Here is a 21,614-nt window from a genome sequence, read left to right on the forward strand (position 1 = left end):
TATGAAAAAAATACTAATTGCGATAGGGCTTTTTTGCGGTTTAAGTACAACCACTATAGCTCAAGAAAAAACACCTCATATTGTATTAATTACAATCGATGGTTTTAGACCAGATTTCTATTTAGAAGAGCAATGGGGAATGCATACAGTACGAGAGTTAATGAAAAATGGAGTAGCTGCTAAGGCAGTTACTCCTATCTTCCCTTCTGTTACTTATCCAGATCACACAACCATTATTACAGGAGAATTTCCTGCTCAACATGGAATAGTATATAACAATATTTTTGACCCTGCTACAGGCTCTCAAAAGTGGTATTGGGATTATAGTGCAATTAAAATACCAACACTATATGATGTGGTGAAGCAAAAAAAGCTGACTTCTGCTAATGTAATTTGGCCTGTAACAGTCAATGCGCCTATCGATTATAATGTTCCTGATATATGGGATCTTACTAACGGATACGATAGAAGAAGTATTACAGCTTTATATACTACACCTTATAGTTTGTGGCGCGAGATACAAAATGAAGCAACAGGAACATTAAGAGCTAAAGATTGGGCAATGACAGAAGAAGAGCTGATTATGGATGAGAATATTGCACGTATGGGAAGTTATATGATTCAGCAGTATCAACCGAATCTATTAACCCTTCACTTTCCATGTACAGATCACTATGAGCACCAAGATGGTTTGGATAGTCCTTTGGTACGTGCCAGTGTTGCTGGAGCTGATCGTGCAATCAAAACAATTATTGAGGCATTAGATCGTTCAAAACTGAAAGATAACTATGTAATAATTATTACAGGAGATCATGGGTTTGATAAAATCACACACCGTTTACAACCTAATATTTGGTTAAAGGATGCAGGACTGTTAGACGACGCAAAAACAATGGACTGGAAAGCAATGTTTCATACCCAAGGAGGTTCTGCTTTCTTGAGAGTGCAAGGAAAGAATAAAGTAAAAACAATCGAAAAGGTTAAAACTTTATTAGAAAAACAACCACAAGAAATTAGAAACCGCTATCGCATGATATCAAAAGAAGAGCTACAAAAGCTTGGTGCAGATCCAGAGGCAGAGTTAGCCTTAACAGGTTTAGATCACACAACATTTGGTGGAGGCCTTAAAGGAGAAGTATTGAGTAAGTTAAATAAAGAAGGTGGAGCACACGGATTTTTGAATAGCGATAAAAGTATGCAAACTGGATTTGTTGCTTTTGGAAAAGGAATAAAACAAGGAGTGGTGATCGAACAAATGGCTTTGATAGATATTTGCCCCTTTATTAGTGAATTATTGGAACTGGATTTTAAATTTCTTTCAAAAGAGTTAAAACAACAACTACTAAGTATCTAAAGATAGAATTAATGTTATAAAGAAGGCTACTCTTTAAAATAATAGTAGTCAAATTCGGAAGATTGTAATTTTTAAATTAATTAAGTTACATAAGCTTAACAATAGCATAAGATTAGTGTAGGAAGACATCACTAATTTTGGGCATTGAAAAAAAGTGACATTCTGAACAGTAAGGGGATATTATCAAATCATTAAATATTCTTTTTCGTAACGAAATACTTTAATACGCTCTATTTGTAACAACATAAACCATATATAATGAAAAAAAGATTCTTTACTGTTGCCTTCTTATTTACGGCAGCATTAGCCATTGGGCAGACTAGTGTTCGTGGCTATGTATTCGAGGATGCTAATAAGAACGGAAAAAAAGACAGAAGTGAAAAGGTATTAGCTGGGGTAGCGGTATCTAATGGAGTGGAGGTCGTACAGACTGATGATAAAGGACTGTATGAACTGCCTTTAACAGGGGATAATCAAATCTTTGTGATTAAACCAAGTCAATACGCTACTGTGTTAGACCAATATAATCTACCTGCCTCTTATGTAACGCATAAACCTAAAGGATCGCCAATAGGAACCAAGTATGAAGGTGTAGCTCCTACAGGGAAATTGCCAAAAGAAGTAAACTTTGGATTGATTGCACAAGAGGAGTCAGCAGATTTTAAGGCTTTTATCTTTGGAGACCCTCAGCCATATAGTCTGGAGGAACTAGATTACTTTAAAAAAGCAGTAGTAGATGAGGTAAAGAATAAGACAGAAGGAATCTCTTTTGGTATCAGTCTAGGTGATTTAGTAGGAGATAAATTAGACTTGCATACGCCTTATAAAGAGGTGATGAAAGAAGTGGGGCTACCATGGTATAATGTGATGGGAAATCACGATATGAACTATGAGGCAACTGAGGATATCTACTCTGATGAGACCTTTGAGAAGAACTTCGGACCTGCTAATTATGCATTTAATTATGGGGATGCTCACTTTATCGTATTAGATGATATTCTATATCCTCACCCAATTAAAAAGAAAGGGTACCTAGGTGGTTTTAGACAAGATCAATTAGACTTTGTGAAGAACAATCTGAAGTTCGTTCCTAAAGATAAGTTAGTGGTAATTTCTTTTCATATTCCATTATTTGTTGGAAACGAAAAACACTTCGATCAAGAGTCAAGACAGCAGTTATTGGATTTGCTTAAAGAGCATGAGAATATCTTACTATTGTCTGCACATACTCACTATCAGATGCATCAGTTCTATACGAAAGAACAAGGATGGTCAGGTATAAAACCATTACATGAGTATAATGTTGGGACAACTTCAGGCGACTGGTACTCAGGCGAGTTTAACGAGTTAGGTGTGCCTGCTTCTACTATGAGAGATGGAACCCCGAGAGGATATGCTACTTTAATAGTTAAGGGGAATCAGTATGAGTTAGACTATAAAGTGTCTGGGGAATCAGATGATTATAAAATGGAATTGTTTATGCCTAAGGTTATTGCGGATAAGAAATCGAATAACTATCAGGTATATACGAATGTCTTTATGGGAACAGAGAAAGACCTAGTACAGTATAGAATAGATGGAGGAGAGTGGAAAGAGATGAAGAAAGAAGAGAGTTTTGATCCAAGCTTCTATGCAGCAGTTCAAAAGTATGATTTGACAGAAAAATTATTAACTGGAAAGAAACCTTCTCACCCGATTAAATCATCTCATTTATGGAGTGCTAAGTTACCTTTTAATATTGGGGTAGGAGAGCATAAAGTAGAAGTGAAGGTGACAGATATGTTTGGTAGAGAGCATATCGCACAAAAGACATACAAAATCGAGAAAAGTAAATAGTATAGTTTTTTATAAGGTTTAGATTCTTCATCATTATAGCGAGCTCGCTTATAATTGAATCAGGATTTAAATTAAGTGTGTTGAAAGGGCTCAGTATCGTTAGATATTGGGCTTTTTCTGTTTGTGTAGGGGAGTTATAAGAAGGTCTTCTGCTATATCTATTCTTAGAAGAATCATAAAATGTTTTCAGAGCGTTTTCTTCCTATTATCTTTACTAGACATATAAAATGAAAAATGAATATGACTAATTTAGAACTAACGAAAGCTTAGTATTATGCATTATTCTATAAAAGTAAACACGCAGCAGTTAGAAGGAGCGTTATCTCCTATAAATAAGCCTTATTATTTTGCTATTCTTATAGATGGTGAAGCTACTTTTTCTTTAGATTTTAATAGATACTCTTGCTCTGGACAGTATATTTTATTTTTATCTCCTTATCAGTTGTTGACATGGGAAAAAGTAGAAATTAAGTCAATGAAGACTATACAGTTTCATGGAGACTTCTATTGTATAGAATATCACAAAGAGGAGGTAGCATGTAATGGGGTCTTGTTTAACGCATTATTTGACGCTCCTTATGTTCCTATTCAGTCATCTTTATTTCTAGAATTGACTCAGCTTTTTGATAAAATAGAGCAATTAGAACACCAACAGTCTGCTTATGATATTCCGATTCTCAAGACGTATTTACAATTGGTATTAGCCCTGAGTAGTAAGGAGAAACAGTTGATCAATAAGAAACAAAAGACTTCAGGACTGTTCTTAGAAGATATAGTTAGCTTTCAAGAGATGCTAGAAGAGCATTTTATGGAGTCTAGAGCAGTAGCATTTTATGCAGAGCAGTATCATTTATCTGTTGATGTGTTTAGTAAAAAGGTTAGAAAGCATTATGGAAAAACACCTTCTAAATTAATCCAGGAACGCCTTATTTTGGAAGCAAAAAAACAACTTCATCTGACTTATAAGAGTGTAAAAGAGATAGCTAAGATATTAGGATTTGAGGATGAGTTTTATTTTAGTCGTTATTTTAAGAAAGAAGTAGGTGTATCTCCTAAGATATTCAGAGAACAAGTAGGAATATCAGTAGTGGCAAAAAAGTCTATGGAATAGAAGGAATAGTCCATGTTATCTCTCTGCTAAACCTTCTAGTTTTGTTGAAAAATAAAATAAAACCAATGAAAAAAATTTTAGTATTATTTAGTAGCTTACAAGAGAAATCGATTCATTTTCTTCGTTTATCTATCTGTATTGTCATGGTTTGGATAGGAGGGCTAAAAGCTTTTCAATATGAAGCGGATGGTATTGTACCTTTTGTAACGAATAGTCCTTTTATGAGCTTTTTTTATCAGAATTCAACAAAAACAGTATTAGATGAATCTGGCAAAGAAGTATATGAATATACTCAACATAAAAATCCCGAGGGCAAAGTAGTGCAGAAGAACATTGATTGGCATAAACAGAATGGTACTTATGTGTTTTCGTATATTCTAGGTACAGTGATTGTAAGTATAGGGATACTCGTATTATTAGGGATATGGTATCCTAGACTCGGTTTTTTAGGAGGGGTATTAACATTAGGAATGTCTTTGGTCACACTATCATTTCTAATTACTACCCCAGAAGTATATGTGCCTAATTTAGGAGGTGATTTTCCTACACCTAACTATGGATTTCCTTATTTATCAGGTGCTGGAAGGCTAGTCTTAAAGGACATTATCATGATGGCAGGAGGATTAGTGATCGCTGGTGATTCAGCACGTAATTTGCTTTATAAGTGATTAATAGAATTAGAATATAAAATAAAGTGAGAATAAAAGCTTAGTACTTATCTAGTATTAAGCTTTTATTCTTAGAGGAGATAATAATTTTTGAAAGTATACTATTATTTTTAATAACCGAAATGTGTGTACTAGTTAAAAAGAATTAATTAATATGAGTTAAAACATTTTATATTATTGCTATTTAATGTTTTTATTATTTGTAATTATTGCAATTTAAATGTGCTTTATGGTTGTTTTTTTGCATATTTATTATTTTTTATTTATAAAAAGTAATACTTTTATAAATGGTTAAAAAAAGTAATAATCAAAAAACATTTTAATATGAAATTGCAACACACGTATTTTTATCATCCCTCTAATATTGAATGTAATGAGGAAGTAATTAAACAATTCGAAAGCCAAGGTGTCTCTATGAAAAAGATACAAGAAGCACTTGGTAGACATAATCGATTTGTAGTCGCTAAAGAGTCAAATGAAACTACGGTTTCTATGGGAATTTAGGCGGCAAAAGGAGTTTTAAAACAAAGTGGTATCTCAATAGAAGAAATAGATATTATTGTCTTTGTGACTTGTACTCCAGAGCATCAGATACCTTGTGACTCTATTTTTATACACCAAGCTTTGCAAGGAAAGAATAATACAATGTGTTATGATATTAACGCTAATTGTATTGGGGCTTTTGTAGCATTAGATCAAGTGACGCATTATCTCAATAGCAGTAGTAGAGCTAAAAATGCTTTAGTAGTTTGTTCTGATCAGTTATCTCGTATTTTAGATAGCCAAAACCCTGTAACAGCTTTTTGTTTTTCAGATTCTGCTTTTGCATTTATAGTAGAGAAAGAGACTACTACATCTGGATTAGTAGACGTTATGTATCATACAGATAGTAGTTTTTGTGATACTGTTCTGTATCCGCCTCAAGGACATTCTTGTTCTTTATCTGATGAATTGACAATGTGGGATACATCATTTGATGGAAGCGGAAGTGTGGAGTTTGCTTTAGATAAAATAGAGGTCTTTTTAGCAAAGAACGATCTGAAAATAGAAGATATCAGTTTATTCTTATTCTCTCAGTTATCACTGAAAAATATTAAGATGATTAAATCACATTATCAATTACCAGAAGAAAAAGTACCTTTTTATTCGAAAGAGTTTGGTTATTCAGGAGCTTCTAGTCCTTTTTTAGCTTTACATCAGTATCAGAAAGAAGGAACACCTCTAAAAGAAGGAGATTATTTTTTAATGTGGACATTAGGGGCAGGGTATCAGGCTGGTTTAATGTTGTGGAAATACTAAGTATTTAGATGTTAGTTATCTAACTTTACATAAGGATAAACTCAGTATATTCAATACTTACAGTGATTTTTTTGTTTTGAAATTACCAGATTACAAGTATATTTACTTTCAAAAAAAGTTATGAAATTTCTTACGATATTAATTTGTTTAGTCTCATTGACGACCTTTGCTCAACCTAAAGCTATTTTGGATAAAACGACTTATCAATTTTGGTTAAACGAACCTAAAGTCGTAGAAGAAAAGAATCCTCTCATTATCTTCTTACACGGGAGAAGTCTTTCGGGAACCAATATAGATAGGGTAAAGAGATATGGTGCGCTAAAAGGAATAGAGAAAGGATTAGATATCCCAGCTTATTTAGTAGCTCCTCAATTGCCTTCTGGGCCATGGAATGCGGATAAGGTTGACGAAATTGTAAGTTATATGATTGCAAATTATAATATCGATGAGAGTCGCATTTATGTAACAGGAATGAGCTTAGGAGGATATGGTACGATGAAATATGCTGGTAAGTATCCTAATCGTATAGCTGCTGCTATCGCTATCTGTGGAGGAGGTGAAGAAAGAGATGCCTGTGCAGTGACTAATATCCCTATTAAGCTTATTCATGGTGATAAAGACTTTATCGTACCACTAAAAGAGTCTAAGAAGATAATGACTGCAATCCAAAAGTGTGATAAAAAAGCTCCTGTAGAACTACAAGTAGTCAAAGGAGGTACGCATGGTAGTGTAGAGGATCTATATAGACACATGGAGGTATATAATTGGTTATTACAACATGTGAAGAGTAATGCCTCAATTAGTTCAGAAAACAAAGAAGAAATCTAAGTATAACATAAACAAAACACCCAAAGTCAAAAGACTTTGGGGGTTTTGTTTATATATTATTGGCTAATGTCTTCGCTGTTTTTAAGATATACTCTATAAAATCTTCTTCTACTCTGGAGATGTCATCTAGTTGGCCATTGTCTAAACTTAGTTCCTTGAATGCTCTTTACTCTATAACCTACAGATATGATTACATCTAGATTGTAAAACTTGACAGGTTTGTCTTAATTTGCAATGTGCAAATTTTGCACATTGGTTTGTTCTACTAGTTCACCTTCTTCAAATACATTCTTTATGTGTTTGGTAATGACAGTTCTATCTTTTTGAAATAATTCTGCCATTTGGGCTTGAGTTAGCCATACTGTTTCGTTCTCTAAACAGGTCTCTATCTTAGCGAGGCCATCTTCTGTCTGATAAATAAGGATACTTCCATGCTCTGCCATAACATTTTTTTAAGTTTATAAGTACTTTATATACCACCAAAACCATACTGTAAATTAACAACTTTATATTTATTTAGAGAGCAGTTTTATGTTTTATCCTTATAGCTATAGCCTAGCGTATTGTGTTTTGAAAATGAGAGTTTTGTTTTGTCATTTTGAGATATTGATATGAAAAACACTTTTTAAGTTATAAATATGTAAGGGGGAATATTCTTAATTCCTAAGAGGTTTTCTATTGTGATTTACTCAGAAGTCCTTATCTTTAAGTACTCAAATACCCTTAATAGATATGAAATATAAAATAGACCTATATACTCGCGTAAAGATAGATACCTCTAGTGACGCTAAGGCGTATGCTAATATGTTGTGTATAGATGATCAATGCAAAACATTTGCAGAAGGGTTTATAGAAAACTCTCAATCTCGTATTTCGCTTATGGCTATTGTGAAGGGGTTAGAGCAGATTAAAGAAGGAGCAGAGGTGACTATTTATGCAACTTCTAAGTATGTGATGAATACCTTTGAGAAAGGGTGGGTGTTAAATTGGAAATACAATGATTGGTTAAAAGCAGATGGAGAGCCTCCATTGAATGTTGATCTATGGATGCGCTTTGCAGTTCAGATGGAGAGACATAAACTAACCTTTCACTATGTGTCTAATTATAAAAAGTATCCTCAACTAGTAGAGTGTAGAGATGTAGGCGCTGCTATACTATTACAACCCAACTTACTGATAGATGAGGTGTATAGAGCTTATCTAGAGGAGTTACAGTACAAGTTACACGATTTGATAAATGAACACCGCGTAGCAGAGATAGAGGTGGTATTAGATACGATAGAGGAACCCGAAGAAGAGATTGTTTATGAGCCTGTATATGAGTCTTTAGATGAGATAGAGGATGAGCACGAAGACGAGGAGGAAGAAACAGAAGAGAGTCAAAGCCATACTCGTCCAACAGTATTTACTAGAATGCCTAGTGATATTAAACTACTAGTGACTATCCGAGATCAATTGAATCAATACTTTGCAGATCAACCGACTAAAGTAGAGTTGCGTTCTACCGACTTATACGATGAAATACGTAAAAATAAGACTTTAAAAGAACGCTTTCCTCATCCAGTACTCTTTAACCGCTTCTTGCGTAAACAGCATCAAGAAGGAGTGCTAAAACAAATTATTCCAAACTGTAAGATTGATACTTTTAATACTGATTTCTATCAGTGGTATTTTCATAGATAATTTGGGATGATTTTGTTTTGTGAAAACTTGTTTTAAATGTTTTCAGATTGTTGTCATGGCTTAGTCTTGTTTCCGAAATGCTTTCAAGACCTCGCTAAAACCGTACTTTTTGGGAACAACTCGGAAAGAAAAGAGCAAATTTATAGGACATAAACTTTGTGAGTCATTATACCCACTGCGTTTAGATATAAATATCGAACTCCGTTTTATTTCTATTTACTCGGTTTTACTCCCTTTTTTGACTTCGTGATTAATCGGATTATTGTTGTTAATTATTAAGCGCTTAGTAATTAATCATAATATTCTCCTAACGATTTGTTCATCTTGAATATCTTTAGTTGGTATTGTTTTAGATCTATAATTACTTTTCGTTTATATGTCTATCTCTAATCCAGGTTAAAAAAGAAACCAGAAAAGGCCTTAGAGGCTTGGGAGAAGGCAATGGCCTTAGTTACTTACCTGTATAAGGAGTCTGTAGTAGATCAGAGTTCTAATCATGCAGATTAATTGCTTATATTCGAGAGCGGGTGTTAAAGATTCCATTGAGTATAGAATTATCCACCTTTGAAAACTGTATACTAAGTGATCAGCTTAAGAGCACAAGATGAGAATGTGCTCTATTGCATACCTGTTTAATGTTGACTAAGGACCTAGGTGTATTAGAAGCAGAGGTTATAGACACATTAATTGAAAGAATCGAGACTGTCAACGAGCTTGTTAGTAGTCTTATCGAAGAGGAAGAAAATGAGTGGGATAAATTGCTTTTAAGAATATTATAAATAAATAAGCCCATCGTATGATGGGCTTGATTTTATAATTTAGATTAGACTAGTTACAAGACTGTACATAGTCATCTACTAATTTTTTAAGACCTTCGAATGTATTGGTATCATAGTTAGAGAACTGAAGAGCACTACAGTTTACATATTTATCAAATAATTTTTTAGTAGTATCCTCTTTTCTGGTTCCGAAAGTAGATTTGTTTCCTAAATAGATTGCTTTTTTCTGTCCTTTTAATAGAAGGTAGAAGCTATCAGGTGTTTTTAGGTGGTGTAGCACCATATTTCCACCATTGTCATAATCGACTATTAAGAATTTACTAGAACCTCCAAATACATCCAGTTCTCCATTAGAGTTACCTAGTCCTCCATCATCAGAGGTAGGAGTACCGATATAACGCTCATTACCTACACCAAACTCTACACCCTCTTTTGCTTTAAAGTTTAATCTTTTTTTGTCAGTTTTAATAGCAACTGAGTTACCATAGCTACTAACATCAGCTATCCCAACGCTACCACTTATTCTATAGTCTCCATCGCGAGGTACAGATTCAAATTCAATAGTTACTAATCCAGTGTGTTTAGTTCCTTTTTTATCGATCACATACCCCTCTTGATCATAGATATTACGTGATTTTCCTCTAGCTTCTACTACATGCTTATTATATTCTTCTTGTTTTTCAGTAGTCTTAGCATCGCGATAATCTTTTATTTGTTGAGTCATATCACCAAATTTATAGCCGTTAGCATATAATTTAGCAATAAACACAGGATTCGCTTTAATAGGATCTGTAGCATCCATAAAGTAGTTAAGGTCTGTTAGATCAAACTGTTTGTCATCATACGTAGTTAGTGTAACTCCTCTTTTTGCGTTCATTGTTTTTGTTTCGTCATAACTCACCTTAGCGATAACATTTCCTTTGATATCAGCTATTGTAGCTTCATGTGAAGAGTACGCTTGTTTAGTTGTTTTAGTATTGATAAAACCTATTTTGTCAGCTCCTTGCATGATGCTTGCATCATCTGTTACATTAATATTCGCTTTCTTTAAAAGAGCGGTTTCTTCTGCTTTTTCTACTTTTCTATCACCATCTATTTTATTCCATTTGTCAGAAAGTTCTTTATTAGAAGATTGAAACAATTCGGTTGCTCTTTCAGAGTTAATACCTTCTTCTGTGATTAGGCCATCTGCAGAAAAGTATACTGCCATAATAGCTTGTTTCTCCTTACTTAATGTGAATGGAACATTTTTCATTTCCATATCCTGTACGTTTCCATTTTCTCCTTTAAGTTGTAACCAGAAGTTGTTATTAGCACTGCTTTTCACTTCTGCCCAAAAGGTAGTCTTGTCATCTAGACTAGTGAATTTATAAACAACTCCTTTTCGATCAATCTTAGCGATTTCTTTTTTATTAATTGTTATAATTCCTTTTTTGACATTGAAGTCTTGTGCTTGTGCTCCTATAACTGCCATAATGGCTAAGGATGTAGTAATGTAATTTATCATATTGTGATATATTTTGATAAATTTAGGTTGTTTTTGTGAATATAAGATTGTTGAATGTCTTGGTAATTGTTTTTTTATGTAAAAATGATAAATGATTGGCTTTGTTTGTAGAGAATTATGTAATAAAGTAATGCTGGTGCTAGTTGTTATTATAAGTGATAAATTAGCTTTTCTGATATCCTAAATAAGTTTTAATTTTAAACAGTAGAATTATCAATAGTCATGTTCGAAAAAGTAGATAAAGATTCTTTACTTAGTCAAGAGTTTATCAATAAGTATAAACCTTATTTTAGAGAGGAAGTGTATCCTGCTAAAACAGTATTGTTAGAAGAGGGAACAATAGCAAATAAAGTATTTTGGGTCAGTAAGGGGTGCTTGCGTGTGTGGATTAATAAAGATGGGCATGAGGTGACTTTTCAATTCTTTTTAGAGAACAGTATGGTCTCATCTATTGAGAGTTTTTGGAGGGGAATGCCTAGTAAATTTACTCTTGAGACGATAGAACCAACAGTGGTATGGGTGGCTGATAAAGAAGATATAAGACCTCTGTTAGAAGACTCTTTAGCTACGCCAGAGTATAGGGATCTATTTATAGATGTGATTTTTCAGCGAACATTCGATTATGTGAATCACAGCTTATCTTTTGTACAGTCAACCCCAGAGGAGCGTTATCTCAAGCTTTATGAGAGTAGACCAGAGCTTATACAACGTATTCCACAGCATTATATCGCTTCTTATATAGGAATATCTAAGGTTCACTTAAGTCGTATCAAAAGCAAGCTATTAAAGTCCTAATTTGATAACATTTGTTATCGATATACACGGTTGCTATCCAATACTTTTGTCTTTATAAAATAAAGAGATATGAAAGCAGTTATTGTAAAAGAAAAAGGACAGAATCCTGTATATACTACCAACTTTAAGCCTGTTGAAGTAAGTTCTTCAGAAGAAGTGTTGATGAAAATCAAGGCAGTTTCGATTAAGAATCTCGATAGAGCTATCGCCAGTGGTAAGCATTATTCGGTGAACACCAAACCTTTTGCTCCTTTTGTTATCGGAACAGATGGAGTAGGTGAGCTCCCAGATGGAACAATGGCTTATGGATTTGGACTACAAGGGATGTTAAGTGAGTATGCCATCGTAGATAAGAATCAATTAGTATCTTTACCTAAAGGAATAGATTTAGCAATGGCATCTGCTATGCCTAATGCCCTTATGGGTTCTGTTATCGCTATGGTAGTCAGAGCAAGGTTACAAAAGGGAGAAGTAGTGCTAATCAATGGAGCTACAGGTGTCACAGGGCAAGTAGCTATACAAATGGCTAAACATTATGGAGCGAGTAAAGTAATTGTGACAGGGCGCAATGAAGAAGTCTTATCCTCATTAAAGAAACTAGGAGCAGATAAGGTGATTAGTCTGCATCAGAATAAAGAAACTCTAGTAACAGCATTTAGTCAAGTACATCAAGAAACATCTATCGATGTGGTGATAGATTACTTATGGGGAGATAGCGCTTCGGCTATATTGACAGCTTTAAAAGGTAAAGGCAAGTATCAGCATAGAACTCGTTTTGTCAATGTAGGAGCGATGTCTGGTGATATGATGGAGTTGTCTTCTTCTATACTAAGGGGAACGGACATTATGTTATTAGGATCAGGAATAGGCAGTTGGACAGATGAAGAGATGGTTCGTTTCTTTAAAGTTTTGTTACCAGAAGCTTTTGACCTTGCAGTAACAGGGAAGTTACGCATTGATACCGTGAGTTATCCGTGGCAAGAGATAAGTGAGGTATGGGATATGCCTCTTAGCAGTGGAAAAAGATTGGTGATGATGACGGAGTAATTTTTTAGTAGAATATAAAGATACGCAAATATAGAAAAGCCCATCACATGATGGGCTTTTGCTATTATTTAGAGCAATGTATTTAAAGAGTAAGTGTGTAAAATAGAGTAGATTGCAAAGTGTTGATTAAGTACTACTTACAAATATATACTATGAAAGAAGAAAGCAACGTTTCGAATTTTCTGTTTTATCAGAATAAAGAAGGTAAAACAAGTGTTCAAGTTATAGTTGATAGTAATCAAGAGACTATTTGGGCGTCACAAAAGACAATGAGTGAGATATTCGGTGTTGATAGAAGTGTTATCACAAAGCATATTGCTAATGTATTAAAAGACGGTGAATTAGAAGAGGATTCAGTATGTGCAAATTTTGCACATACTGCCTCTGATGGTAAAAATTATAAGACTAACTTCTATAATTTAGATATGATACTATCTGTGGGGTATAGGGTTAATTCTGTACGGGCAACACAATTCAGAAAGTGGGCTAATGGAGTATTTGATAAAAGGATTTGCGTTAGATGATGAACATCAGTAGAATAAATGAAGAAAGACAAAAGTCTTTTTAGAATCGCTAGTCAACCTTTATATTTGACAAGGTTATAAAGAAATAGAATATGAGTAAAGATATACAGATTATAGCATTTGATGCTGATGATACACTTTGGAATAATGAAATATACTACCAAGAGACAGAACACGCTTTCTGCGAGCTTCTAAAAGATTATTTACCAGCAGAAGAAGTGTCTAAAGTCCTTTTTGAGACAGAAATGCGAAATCTAGATCGATATGGCTTTGGAGCGAAGAGTTTTTTATTGAGTTTATTAGAAACTGGAGCTCAGATTATAGGAGCTCAAATGACAGATGTATTAATGCACCGCATCTTGGGGTTAGGACATGAACTGATAGATAAACCGATCACTCTTTTAGATGGAGTAGAGGAAACACTAGATCAACTAAATGGCAACTATAAGTTAGTACTAGCGACTAAAGGTGATTTATTAGATCAAGAGCGAAAACTAAAGAATTCTTCCCTATCTAAGTATTTTGACCATGTAGAGGTGATGAGTGATAAGCAGATATTGGATTATGGAAATTTAGTAAGTAAGCTATCTTGTCAACCTCAGGAGTTTATGATGGTAGGAAATTCAGTTAAGTCTGATATTATCCCTGTGTTAGAACTTGGAGGATCGGCACTACACGTTCCTTTTCATGTGACCTGGGCACACGAAGTTGTAGAGGAAGAGCTAGCTTATGAGAATTATAAACAGCTAAAAAACATCAGAGAAGTAGTAGATTACTTGAAATCATAGCCTATATTAACTCGAAACATAACAATTTCTTCATATAGAAATGCTTTCTTTGGTATTGTAATGGTGGGAGTATAGTTAATCTATAAACTATTTGTTATGAGCTTTGTGAGTATATGTCAGCGAGATGCGATGTTGATTAAATCATTAGAACTAAAGTTAACAATCTATAAACTAACCTTAGAGAACTTTAAAGAGGATCACCTAGGAGCGATCGCTAAGATGAGAGAGATTAGTGGGATGATTTCTTTGTATATCGGTTTGGGGTTAAAGAGTCAGATACAAGAAGATTTTGTTTGTTACTTAGACGATATCTCTCACTGCTGTATGACTTTAGAAAAACAGATTATGCTCTGTGGGCAGTTAGGATTTTTAATCAATGAAGATATCGTATCCTTGTTAGATTTAAAGAATATCATTTTCGATTTTGTAGGAAAAACAGTTGTTCGAAAGTAGAACAGCGAACTACTATAGGCTGTTACACTATCGATTTACCTAAAAATAGAGCCCGTGATAAACATAGAATTTCACCTCTGTTTTTAAAAGAAAAAGCTTGTATTACTACTTTAGATATTTGTAGCTTTGGCCGTATCACAATTTTGTTAAGCAGCATATACATGAGTACAATTACATTTATCGACAGTGCCTATCCTAAACCCCATCTGTTAGAAGAGTTTGTTTGGGCAGGTCGTTTAGACGAATCAGGCAAACTATGGTTTGACCTACACCTAAAGTCAAAATACTACTATCTAAGCGAAGGAGAAGAGTATATAGAAGATGAGGAAGAGGACTTCGACGATGATGCCGAATATACCAGTATGAGCGAGTGGCAATCTAGAATCGTGTGGGATAACTATCACCAGTGTACTTTGTCTTCTACCTATTGGTCAGATGAAGGGGGACTTCTTCTTTCTGATGGGACCACTCCTTTTAGTTTTGATTTATTAGATAATAAAGAGTTTGTACTTAATCCGCTTCCTCTACCAGATGATATGTTAGAGTCTGAATTGGCTTTTGGTATCTATCTATTAGGCCATGACCTTTCGGCTAATCATACCATTAGCTTTACACCATTGGCGAATAAGCATTATGCTATACAGTGGTCAGGGGTGATAGCCCTAGCCTATGGTGGTTTTTATGATTATATCCACGAGTTTAAAGCAGATATTACAGAGAGCAAGTTTGACGGTTTTTATTTTCCTACCACTTGGACTTTAGAAGAAGCAAAAAAGCGATTTGAACAAGTATTGAGTAATATTGATCAGTATGAGTTTATAGATATTAACCCTATGAGTAATAAACGAGAATATAAGCTAATGCTTAAAGAGTAAATGAGAAGAGCTACTGATTATGAGGTAGCTTTTTTTGTTTAAATGCGAATGAGTCCGTAGTGAGACAGTATGGATTTATCATACGTCTTATCCTTATTCATTCCTTAGAAGGTATAAAAGAGTTACTTCTTTGTTGTTACTTTTGTTAAACTACTATCCTTAATTATAATTCATTAGCCCATCTATGTGATATTGTCTATTTTTGCAACCCTTAAAAATAGGTAAGCACGTATAGCATGAACATTATCACTTTCGAAGAAGTATTTAGAGGTAAAGTCTTTCGTATTCCTGATTATCAGCGAGGTTACTCGTGGACGAAGAAGGAGTTAGAAGAGTTGTGGGGCGATTTGAATAATACCCATCACAACCGAAATGCTTTTCACTTTACGGGTATTCTTACTGTGACTGACTTTAGTAAGTTTGATATAGAATGTATCAGACGAGAAGGGTTTGTGGTAAGAGTAGGAAAGTTAGTGATAGAAGGAAGTGACTATAAGGGGTATAATATTGTAGATGGGCAGCAACGTCTGACTACGGTATTAATATTGTTATCAGAATTGGTGATGAAACTAGAGGATAGCCCACTCAAACAACGACTTACAGAACATTACTTTAAAGTTAAAGAGACAGGTGGTTATCGCTATATTTTTGGGTACCACGTAGATGTGCCTTCTCATAATTATTTAATCAGAGAGATATTTAATGATACTGGTTATGAGGCAGAAGAGACAGAAACTTTATACACGCATAATTTATCTTTCGCAAAAGCATTCTTTAGTGAGCGAATTAAAGACTTTACACAAGTTGAATTAGTCTTTTGGATAGAGAAGCTCACTAAGCACCTATTGTTTTCTATATTAAACTTAAATGAGTCAAAGGAGTGCCCATTAGATGTGTCCATGGTATTTGAGACGCTAAACTTTAGAGGGAAACAATTATCAAGTCTAGAGCGACTGAAAAATAGAGTGCTTTATATCGTCTCTAAGCAATTGACAGTAGCTAGTACGATAGATCGCAGTCGTAAGAAAGTTAATCAGAGTTGGTTAGAAGTGTATAAATGGCTGGGGCGAAACCCTACACAAGCTATGGATGACGATGCTTTTTTGAAAGCGTTTTGGTTGTTGTACTTCTCTCATTCTAAGATGGTATCTACAGATTTTAAGTCTTATCAGAAGCATTTGTTTACCATCGACTTTCAGCTAGATCAACAAGAGATGGGAAGTATAAATTACGCTGATTATAGTGAACTTACCCAATGGCTAGAAAGTATGCGCAAGGCAGTAGCGCTGTGGTATTTTATTAATAATCCTTATGCTGTAGATACAGATGAAGACTTTGTGTATATGACTACTTCTGCGATACAGAAGTCATTACTAAGACTGTCTAATTTCCCTAGAGGATACGGTAAGTATATGCTTAACCTTGTATTGGCTGTATTGATGAGAGATTTGCCTGTGAAGGAAGATCATGGGCTATCAGACTTTGAACTACAAGAACGCTTGGCTAGTATAGAGCGTTTGTTCTTTGCGATGGAACGCCATAATATCATGTGCTTCTTGCTTCAAGGAAACAACTCTACGCTAAATGTAGAGGATACTTTCAGAGATATTAATTTTTACTATCTACGTGGACGTGCCCATAATAATGAGTACTTATTCAATGTGTTGATGGAGAGTAGAGTAGAGCACTTCCGATGGAAAGAGGTGATTCGTCATATTCATAAGGGAGGACGATTTAAGACTTGGGTAGGATTAGACTATTTCTTAAAAGGAATAGAGGAGAGTATGGGAGGTTTATTAGAACAGACCGAGCCTAAAGTGTACTTAGTCTATCCAGAAGAAGATGATTATGAGGTAAGAAGTACGTATAAGGATATTAATACTATGCAAAAGGTCAATCGTGACCGTTATAGCCATTCGATAGGTAATATGTTTTTAGCATATAACCGCTATGAAGCGAACCCTTTTGACAAGATACAACACAAGGTACAGAATGCTGTAAAACATGAGTATCGAGTAAGTAAGTTAGAGTTAGACCTTTTAGAATACCCTACATGGACTAAGGAAAATATTGAAGCTAGAGGACGTAAGATGATGGAGGCTTTCATTGAACATTGGGAACTACCAATGATTCAAGAGACAGAGATGAAGAGATTGTTGTTAGATGAAGTGTGATTTTAATTAGGAATTTAAAATTAAGAATTAGGAATGTTTGGCTTTGCCATGATGTACTTGTATAGCTAGATATACTATACATTGATGTGATAGTATAAACAACATCACAATCATTAAAGGAGTGGCTCAAAGTCGGGAGAGTTTGCGCAGCAAGGTATTTTAATTAAGAATTAAAAATTAGGAATTAAGAATGTTTGACTTCGTCATAATGTACTTAGAGGATGAGATATACTTGTGTTAATGCAATAGTCTAAACAACATCACGTTCCATATAACAAAAACACAAAATTATATAAGTACTTTATACTTGAGTTCAATTAATTTTGCTTCAAATACGTAATGAAGATGATGAACTTAGTAAATAAACCAACTGTATATCACTATATTTTAGCATTTGTATTCATACTACTGATGGTATGTGGAGCAGTGTATTTTCAGGATCCAGAGATTGTCTTGCCAGAGATAGCAGCACTAGCTGTGGGGCTATGGGTATTCCAAGAGAAAGCATGGCTGAGACAGCCTGATAAAATATTTATTCTTCCTTCACTAACAGCGTTAATAGGGTTTGGGCTAAATATGTTAGCTATTCCTTATATTTCTAAGTTGTTGATTGTACTGCTACTGATGTTAGTGCTGATGAAAGTAATTAATTATTGTTTGCCTCCTGCATTAGCTACAGGTTTTCTTCCTATTGTGACTAATGCTCATGCGTGGTCATTTATCTATGCCATATTGGTAACTACTTTTGTCTTGATGGTTGTGGTCTATGCGCTAGCTTTAAATAAAGGGATTGACTCAAAAGGGAAGGTCAATACAAAAATGATGTATCCCTATATTGCTATTAATTTGTTGTGGATGATAGTGGCGTATTACTCAGCCAACCAACAGATGGCTATTATCCCTCCTATAGCTGTAGTACTGTATGAATCTTTAAATATGAAGACGTATTCACTGAAGATCATGGTTAAGCAAATCGCTATTCTCACATTAGCTATTAGCATAGGAGTAGTATTATATCAGTATATTGAGAACTGGTTGTTACTCGCATTTCTATTGTTGATTATGATGTATGGTTTGTCTCAACTATTTCAGATGCGAGTGCCTGCGGTATATGCGTTTCCATTCTTGGTTTATGTGTTTCCTGTAGAAAAGGAGATGAGTTTGCCTATCGCTACTTTTGTTGTAGCAACATTTTCATTTGGCGCTGTTTATATTTATAGAACATACTTATCTACTAAGGTAGCAACTCAGCCTGCAGACGAATAATTCGCTTATAGATATACTAAACAATTGATTTATAAATGAAGTAGTTTAAAGCAGATAGTCTTTTAGGGAACTAGTTATTCATAGAATAGCTGATATATACTAGTTAAAAGACTTTTTTTAGCAAGGGATAGGCTCGTATAGGGCGCTGATATATCACGGAGATAGAAGAGGTATTATCTTCTCGGTAGAGTGTATGATAGTATCCGGACTAGTATTTATCTTAAAAGTGGTCTTGTGGTGATCCAGTTAGTCCTTCTAGTTTTGTGGCTTAAACAAACACAAAATGGAACAACTATTAGAAGTAATCGTAGCGAGCGATGAGCTACACAGCAAATGGTTAAATGCCTTATCCTTTATGGAGAACACAGGAGCGAGGAAGATATCCGCTTGTGAAAATCCGTATCAAGTTACCTTTTTACAATTAAAGCATGCAGCGGAAGAACATAGGCATGCCTATTACTTAAAAAAACAAATTAAGAAACTACAAGTTTGTTTTCCTGAGCACTATGATACCACTAATCTATTAGCACCTGTTCAGACTCAACAGTATCTACAACGATTAGATGTATTTTGCGTTCGATATCTAAAAGAATCACTTGGACTTGATGAAGCACCTTTAAAATTCGCTGCTTATCTATTGGTTACGTACGCCATAGAGGTACGTGCAGACAAACTATATCCTATTTACCAAGGTGTTTTAGATCGATCTGGTTCTAAGGTGATGGTCAAATCAATTATAGCAGAAGAACAAGGACATCTAGAAGAAATTATTGCTCAATTAGAAGTTTTTTCACCTGATTGGCAATACTATGCTGATATCATTGTAGAGTATGAAGAATTACTTTGTCAAGAGTGGATGAAGGCTATTGCTAAAGCGATTAATTAAAGCATGAATACACTGCCTTATAATCTACAGCGAAGACTCTCAGAGCGGCTTTATGACCAGAATTATAGAAGCTTACAGCTTAGGGATATAGAAGCAATAGACTTCCTATCGAATGACTATTTAGGATTGAGTAGAAATAGTGTTTTTCAGCAAGGTTTATTAGATATGGTAGTAGATAATCCAGCTTTGTTAAGTGGAAGTACAGGATCTAGATTAATCAGTGGGAATATAAAGGAGGTAGAAGAAGTAGAAGAGTATATAGCAACTAGGCATAGCGTAGAGAGAGCACTTCTTTTTAATTCTGGTTATCAGGCTAATTTAGCTCTATTAGGTAATCTACCTACATCGAGAGACACTGTGATCGTGGATGAACTAATACATCGGTCTGTACACGATGGATGTCTATTGTCAAGAGTAAGAAAGTGGAAGTTCAGGCACAATGATTTAGATGACTTAGAGCGCTTACTCAATAAAGCAACAGGAGATATTTACATAGCTATAGAGAGTCTATATTCTATGGATGGAGATTTAGCTCCCTTAGAGGAGCTAATAGAGTTGTCACAGCGTTATGGCGCTTACTTAATAGTAGATGAGGCTCACGCTATAGGAGTATACGGACTAGGTAGAATACACTCTTTAGGATTACAGACTGGTGTATGGGCAACTCTTGTGACATACGGTAAGGCGATGGGAGTACATGGAGCTGCTGTGCTGGGAAGTAAGATGTTGATAGATTCTCTTATAAATTTTGCTTCTTCTTTTATTTATAGTACAGCCCCTAATGCTTTGATGGCTGTGAGTATTAAGCTTGCGTATCTTTTTATAGAGAAGTATCCTATGCTATCACTACAATTAGAAAGTGTTATCAAGACTTACGCAGAAGTTGCTCCTAAAGGCATTGTACTCACTCCAAGTCCTATACAGGTGATTAGTCTTAAGGGAATTCGAGATATCCCAAGCTTTCAAACAGACTTAGTACAACACAATCTTAGTACTTATATCGTTAAGGCACCTACTGTGGCTAAAGGTACAGAACGCATAAGAGTTTGTCTACATGCTTTCAACACAAGAGAAGAAATGAATTTATTATTTGAAATTATAAAAAGAAATGACACAACCCCTTAAACTATTTGTAACTGGTATCGATACAGGAATTGGTAAAACAGTTACTTCTGCTATTCTAACACATTATTTTAAGGCTGATTATTGGAAGCCTATTCAGTCTGGAGACCTACATGAATCAGACAGTATGAAAATACAACAGTGGAATGAGAATGTGACTATTTATAGAGAAAGATTTAGGCTGCAGTTACCCGCTTCACCTCATGAATCTGCAGTTAAAGAAAATGTAGATATTCAACTAAGTGATTTTACGCTCCCTGATACTGCGAATAATCTTATTGTAGAGGGAGCAGGAGGATTGTTTGTTCCGATTAATTCTTCTACTTATATGATTGATCTGATTCAATATTTAAAACTTCCTGTCGCATTAGTGACTAAAAACTATTTGGGGTGTATTAACCATACAATGTTATCGATAGAAGCTTTGAGGACAAGGAATATTCCTATTGATTACCTTGTGCTAAATGGAGAGTTTAACCCTTACTCATTAAAGGCGATAAAGAACTTTATAGACAGAGATACACAACTAATACACATACCCACATTAGAAGAGATTACTAAAGAAGCAGTTATGTTAACAGCACTTGAATTAGCAAGTGTTTCATTACAAGAATAACAA

The 21,614-nt window shown here is 34.7% G+C and carries 20 protein-coding genes and 2 pseudogenes; 19 read left to right on the top strand and 3 right to left on the bottom strand.

Annotated elements, in window-relative coordinates; genetic code table 11:
- Nucleotide 1 precedes the first annotated feature (1 nt).
- The 6 genes and pseudogenes from RT228_RS05835 (at nucleotide 2) to RT228_RS05860 (ending at nucleotide 7,096) form a co-directional block, all read left to right on the top strand.
- Complete coding sequence (locus RT228_RS05835; protein ID WP_313138503.1) at nucleotides 2-1,354, top strand: ectonucleotide pyrophosphatase/phosphodiesterase; 1,353 nt, start codon at nucleotides 2-4, stop codon at nucleotides 1,352-1,354.
- A gap of 258 nt (nucleotides 1,355-1,612) precedes the next feature.
- Nucleotides 1,613-3,190, top strand: a complete 1,578-nt coding sequence (locus RT228_RS05840; protein WP_039329969.1) for a calcineurin-like phosphoesterase C-terminal domain-containing protein — start codon at nucleotides 1,613-1,615, stop codon at nucleotides 3,188-3,190.
- A 274-nt stretch (nucleotides 3,191-3,464) separates the two neighbouring features.
- Nucleotides 3,465-4,301 carry a helix-turn-helix domain-containing protein gene (locus RT228_RS05845; protein WP_006261486.1) on the top strand — a complete coding sequence of 279 codons (837 nt, stop codon included), beginning with the start codon at nucleotides 3,465-3,467 and terminating at the stop codon, nucleotides 4,299-4,301.
- A gap of 65 nt (nucleotides 4,302-4,366) precedes the next feature.
- On the top strand, nucleotides 4,367-4,969 hold the full coding sequence (gene rclC / locus RT228_RS05850) for a reactive chlorine resistance membrane protein RclC (protein WP_039329967.1): 603 nt from the start codon (nucleotides 4,367-4,369) through the stop codon (nucleotides 4,967-4,969).
- Between the two features lie 324 nt (nucleotides 4,970-5,293).
- Nucleotides 5,294-6,268, top strand: a pseudogene (locus RT228_RS05855) (3-oxoacyl-[acyl-carrier-protein] synthase III C-terminal domain-containing protein).
- Between the two features lie 120 nt (nucleotides 6,269-6,388).
- A complete protein-coding gene (locus RT228_RS05860) occupies nucleotides 6,389-7,096 on the top strand; it encodes a prolyl oligopeptidase family serine peptidase (protein ID WP_313138504.1) in 708 nt (235 codons plus the stop codon).
- Nucleotides 7,097-7,218: 122 nt separating this feature from the next.
- Here the strand turns inward: RT228_RS05860 and rhuM are convergent.
- Both rhuM and RT228_RS05870 read right to left on the bottom strand, forming a co-directional pair.
- Nucleotides 7,219-7,305: pseudogene (gene rhuM, locus RT228_RS05865) on the bottom strand (RhuM family protein); the annotation flags it as partial.
- 15 nt (nucleotides 7,306-7,320) lie between these two features.
- The gene (locus RT228_RS05870) at nucleotides 7,321-7,539 is read right to left on the bottom strand and encodes a hypothetical protein (protein ID WP_016649158.1); all 219 of its coding nucleotides are present in this window, start codon (nucleotides 7,537-7,539) and stop codon (nucleotides 7,321-7,323) included.
- Between the two features lie 289 nt (nucleotides 7,540-7,828).
- On the opposite strand from RT228_RS05870, the gene RT228_RS05875 reads away from it, so the two are divergent.
- Both RT228_RS05875 and RT228_RS05880 read left to right on the top strand, forming a co-directional pair.
- Nucleotides 7,829-8,779: an RNase H family protein gene (locus RT228_RS05875; RefSeq protein WP_313138505.1), complete on the top strand. Its 951-nt coding sequence runs from the start codon at nucleotides 7,829-7,831 to the stop codon at nucleotides 8,777-8,779.
- Nucleotides 8,780-9,414: 635 nt separating this feature from the next.
- Nucleotides 9,415-9,558 (top strand): hypothetical protein, encoded by a 144-nt coding sequence (locus tag RT228_RS05880; RefSeq protein WP_232234302.1) that lies wholly within the window; start codon nucleotides 9,415-9,417, stop codon nucleotides 9,556-9,558.
- A gap of 49 nt (nucleotides 9,559-9,607) precedes the next feature.
- On the opposite strand, the gene RT228_RS05885 is transcribed toward RT228_RS05880, so the two are convergent.
- The gene (locus RT228_RS05885; RefSeq protein ID WP_313138506.1) at nucleotides 9,608-11,065 is read right to left on the bottom strand and encodes a hypothetical protein; all 1,458 of its coding nucleotides are present in this window, start codon (nucleotides 11,063-11,065) and stop codon (nucleotides 9,608-9,610) included.
- A 222-nt stretch (nucleotides 11,066-11,287) separates the two neighbouring features.
- Between RT228_RS05885 and RT228_RS05890 the strand changes: the two genes are divergently transcribed.
- The 11 genes from RT228_RS05890 (at nucleotide 11,288) to bioD (ending at nucleotide 21,611) form a co-directional block, all read left to right on the top strand.
- Nucleotides 11,288-11,860, top strand: coding sequence for a Crp/Fnr family transcriptional regulator (locus RT228_RS05890; RefSeq protein WP_071307551.1), 573 nt, complete (start codon nucleotides 11,288-11,290; stop codon nucleotides 11,858-11,860).
- A gap of 69 nt (nucleotides 11,861-11,929) precedes the next feature.
- Complete coding sequence (locus tag RT228_RS05895) at nucleotides 11,930-12,907, top strand: zinc-binding alcohol dehydrogenase family protein (protein WP_313138507.1); 978 nt, start codon at nucleotides 11,930-11,932, stop codon at nucleotides 12,905-12,907.
- Nucleotides 12,908-13,059: 152 nt separating this feature from the next.
- The gene (locus tag RT228_RS05900) at nucleotides 13,060-13,431 is read left to right on the top strand and encodes a virulence RhuM family protein (RefSeq protein ID WP_006265639.1); all 372 of its coding nucleotides are present in this window, start codon (nucleotides 13,060-13,062) and stop codon (nucleotides 13,429-13,431) included.
- A 92-nt stretch (nucleotides 13,432-13,523) separates the two neighbouring features.
- Nucleotides 13,524-14,219, top strand: a complete 696-nt coding sequence (locus RT228_RS05905; RefSeq protein WP_313138508.1) for an HAD family hydrolase — start codon at nucleotides 13,524-13,526, stop codon at nucleotides 14,217-14,219.
- 96 nt (nucleotides 14,220-14,315) lie between these two features.
- The gene (locus RT228_RS05910; RefSeq protein WP_006261468.1) at nucleotides 14,316-14,672 is read left to right on the top strand and encodes a four helix bundle protein; all 357 of its coding nucleotides are present in this window, start codon (nucleotides 14,316-14,318) and stop codon (nucleotides 14,670-14,672) included.
- A 161-nt stretch (nucleotides 14,673-14,833) separates the two neighbouring features.
- Nucleotides 14,834-15,547, top strand: coding sequence for a hypothetical protein (locus tag RT228_RS05915; RefSeq protein ID WP_039329955.1), 714 nt, complete (start codon nucleotides 14,834-14,836; stop codon nucleotides 15,545-15,547).
- A 236-nt stretch (nucleotides 15,548-15,783) separates the two neighbouring features.
- The gene (locus RT228_RS05920; protein ID WP_225582023.1) at nucleotides 15,784-17,721 is read left to right on the top strand and encodes a DUF262 domain-containing protein; all 1,938 of its coding nucleotides are present in this window, start codon (nucleotides 15,784-15,786) and stop codon (nucleotides 17,719-17,721) included.
- Between the two features lie 345 nt (nucleotides 17,722-18,066).
- The gene (locus RT228_RS05925; RefSeq protein WP_313138509.1) at nucleotides 18,067-18,987 is read left to right on the top strand and encodes a hypothetical protein; all 921 of its coding nucleotides are present in this window, start codon (nucleotides 18,067-18,069) and stop codon (nucleotides 18,985-18,987) included.
- A gap of 283 nt (nucleotides 18,988-19,270) precedes the next feature.
- Nucleotides 19,271-19,873, top strand: coding sequence for a hypothetical protein (locus RT228_RS05930; RefSeq protein ID WP_313138510.1), 603 nt, complete (start codon nucleotides 19,271-19,273; stop codon nucleotides 19,871-19,873).
- A gap of 3 nt (nucleotides 19,874-19,876) precedes the next feature.
- A complete protein-coding gene (locus RT228_RS05935; protein ID WP_313138511.1) occupies nucleotides 19,877-20,998 on the top strand; it encodes a pyridoxal phosphate-dependent aminotransferase family protein in 1,122 nt (373 codons plus the stop codon).
- Nucleotides 20,982-21,611 carry a dethiobiotin synthase gene (gene bioD / locus RT228_RS05940; protein ID WP_006261462.1) on the top strand — a complete coding sequence of 210 codons (630 nt, stop codon included), beginning with the start codon at nucleotides 20,982-20,984 and terminating at the stop codon, nucleotides 21,609-21,611. The genes RT228_RS05935 and bioD overlap by 17 nt, the downstream gene beginning before the upstream one ends.
- Nucleotides 21,612-21,614 lie beyond the last annotated feature (3 nt).

Origin of the sequence: Myroides sp. (assembly GCF_032073645.1) — a bacterium.
GTDB classification, from domain to species: domain Bacteria; phylum Bacteroidota; class Bacteroidia; order Flavobacteriales; family Flavobacteriaceae; genus Flavobacterium; species Flavobacterium odoratimimum.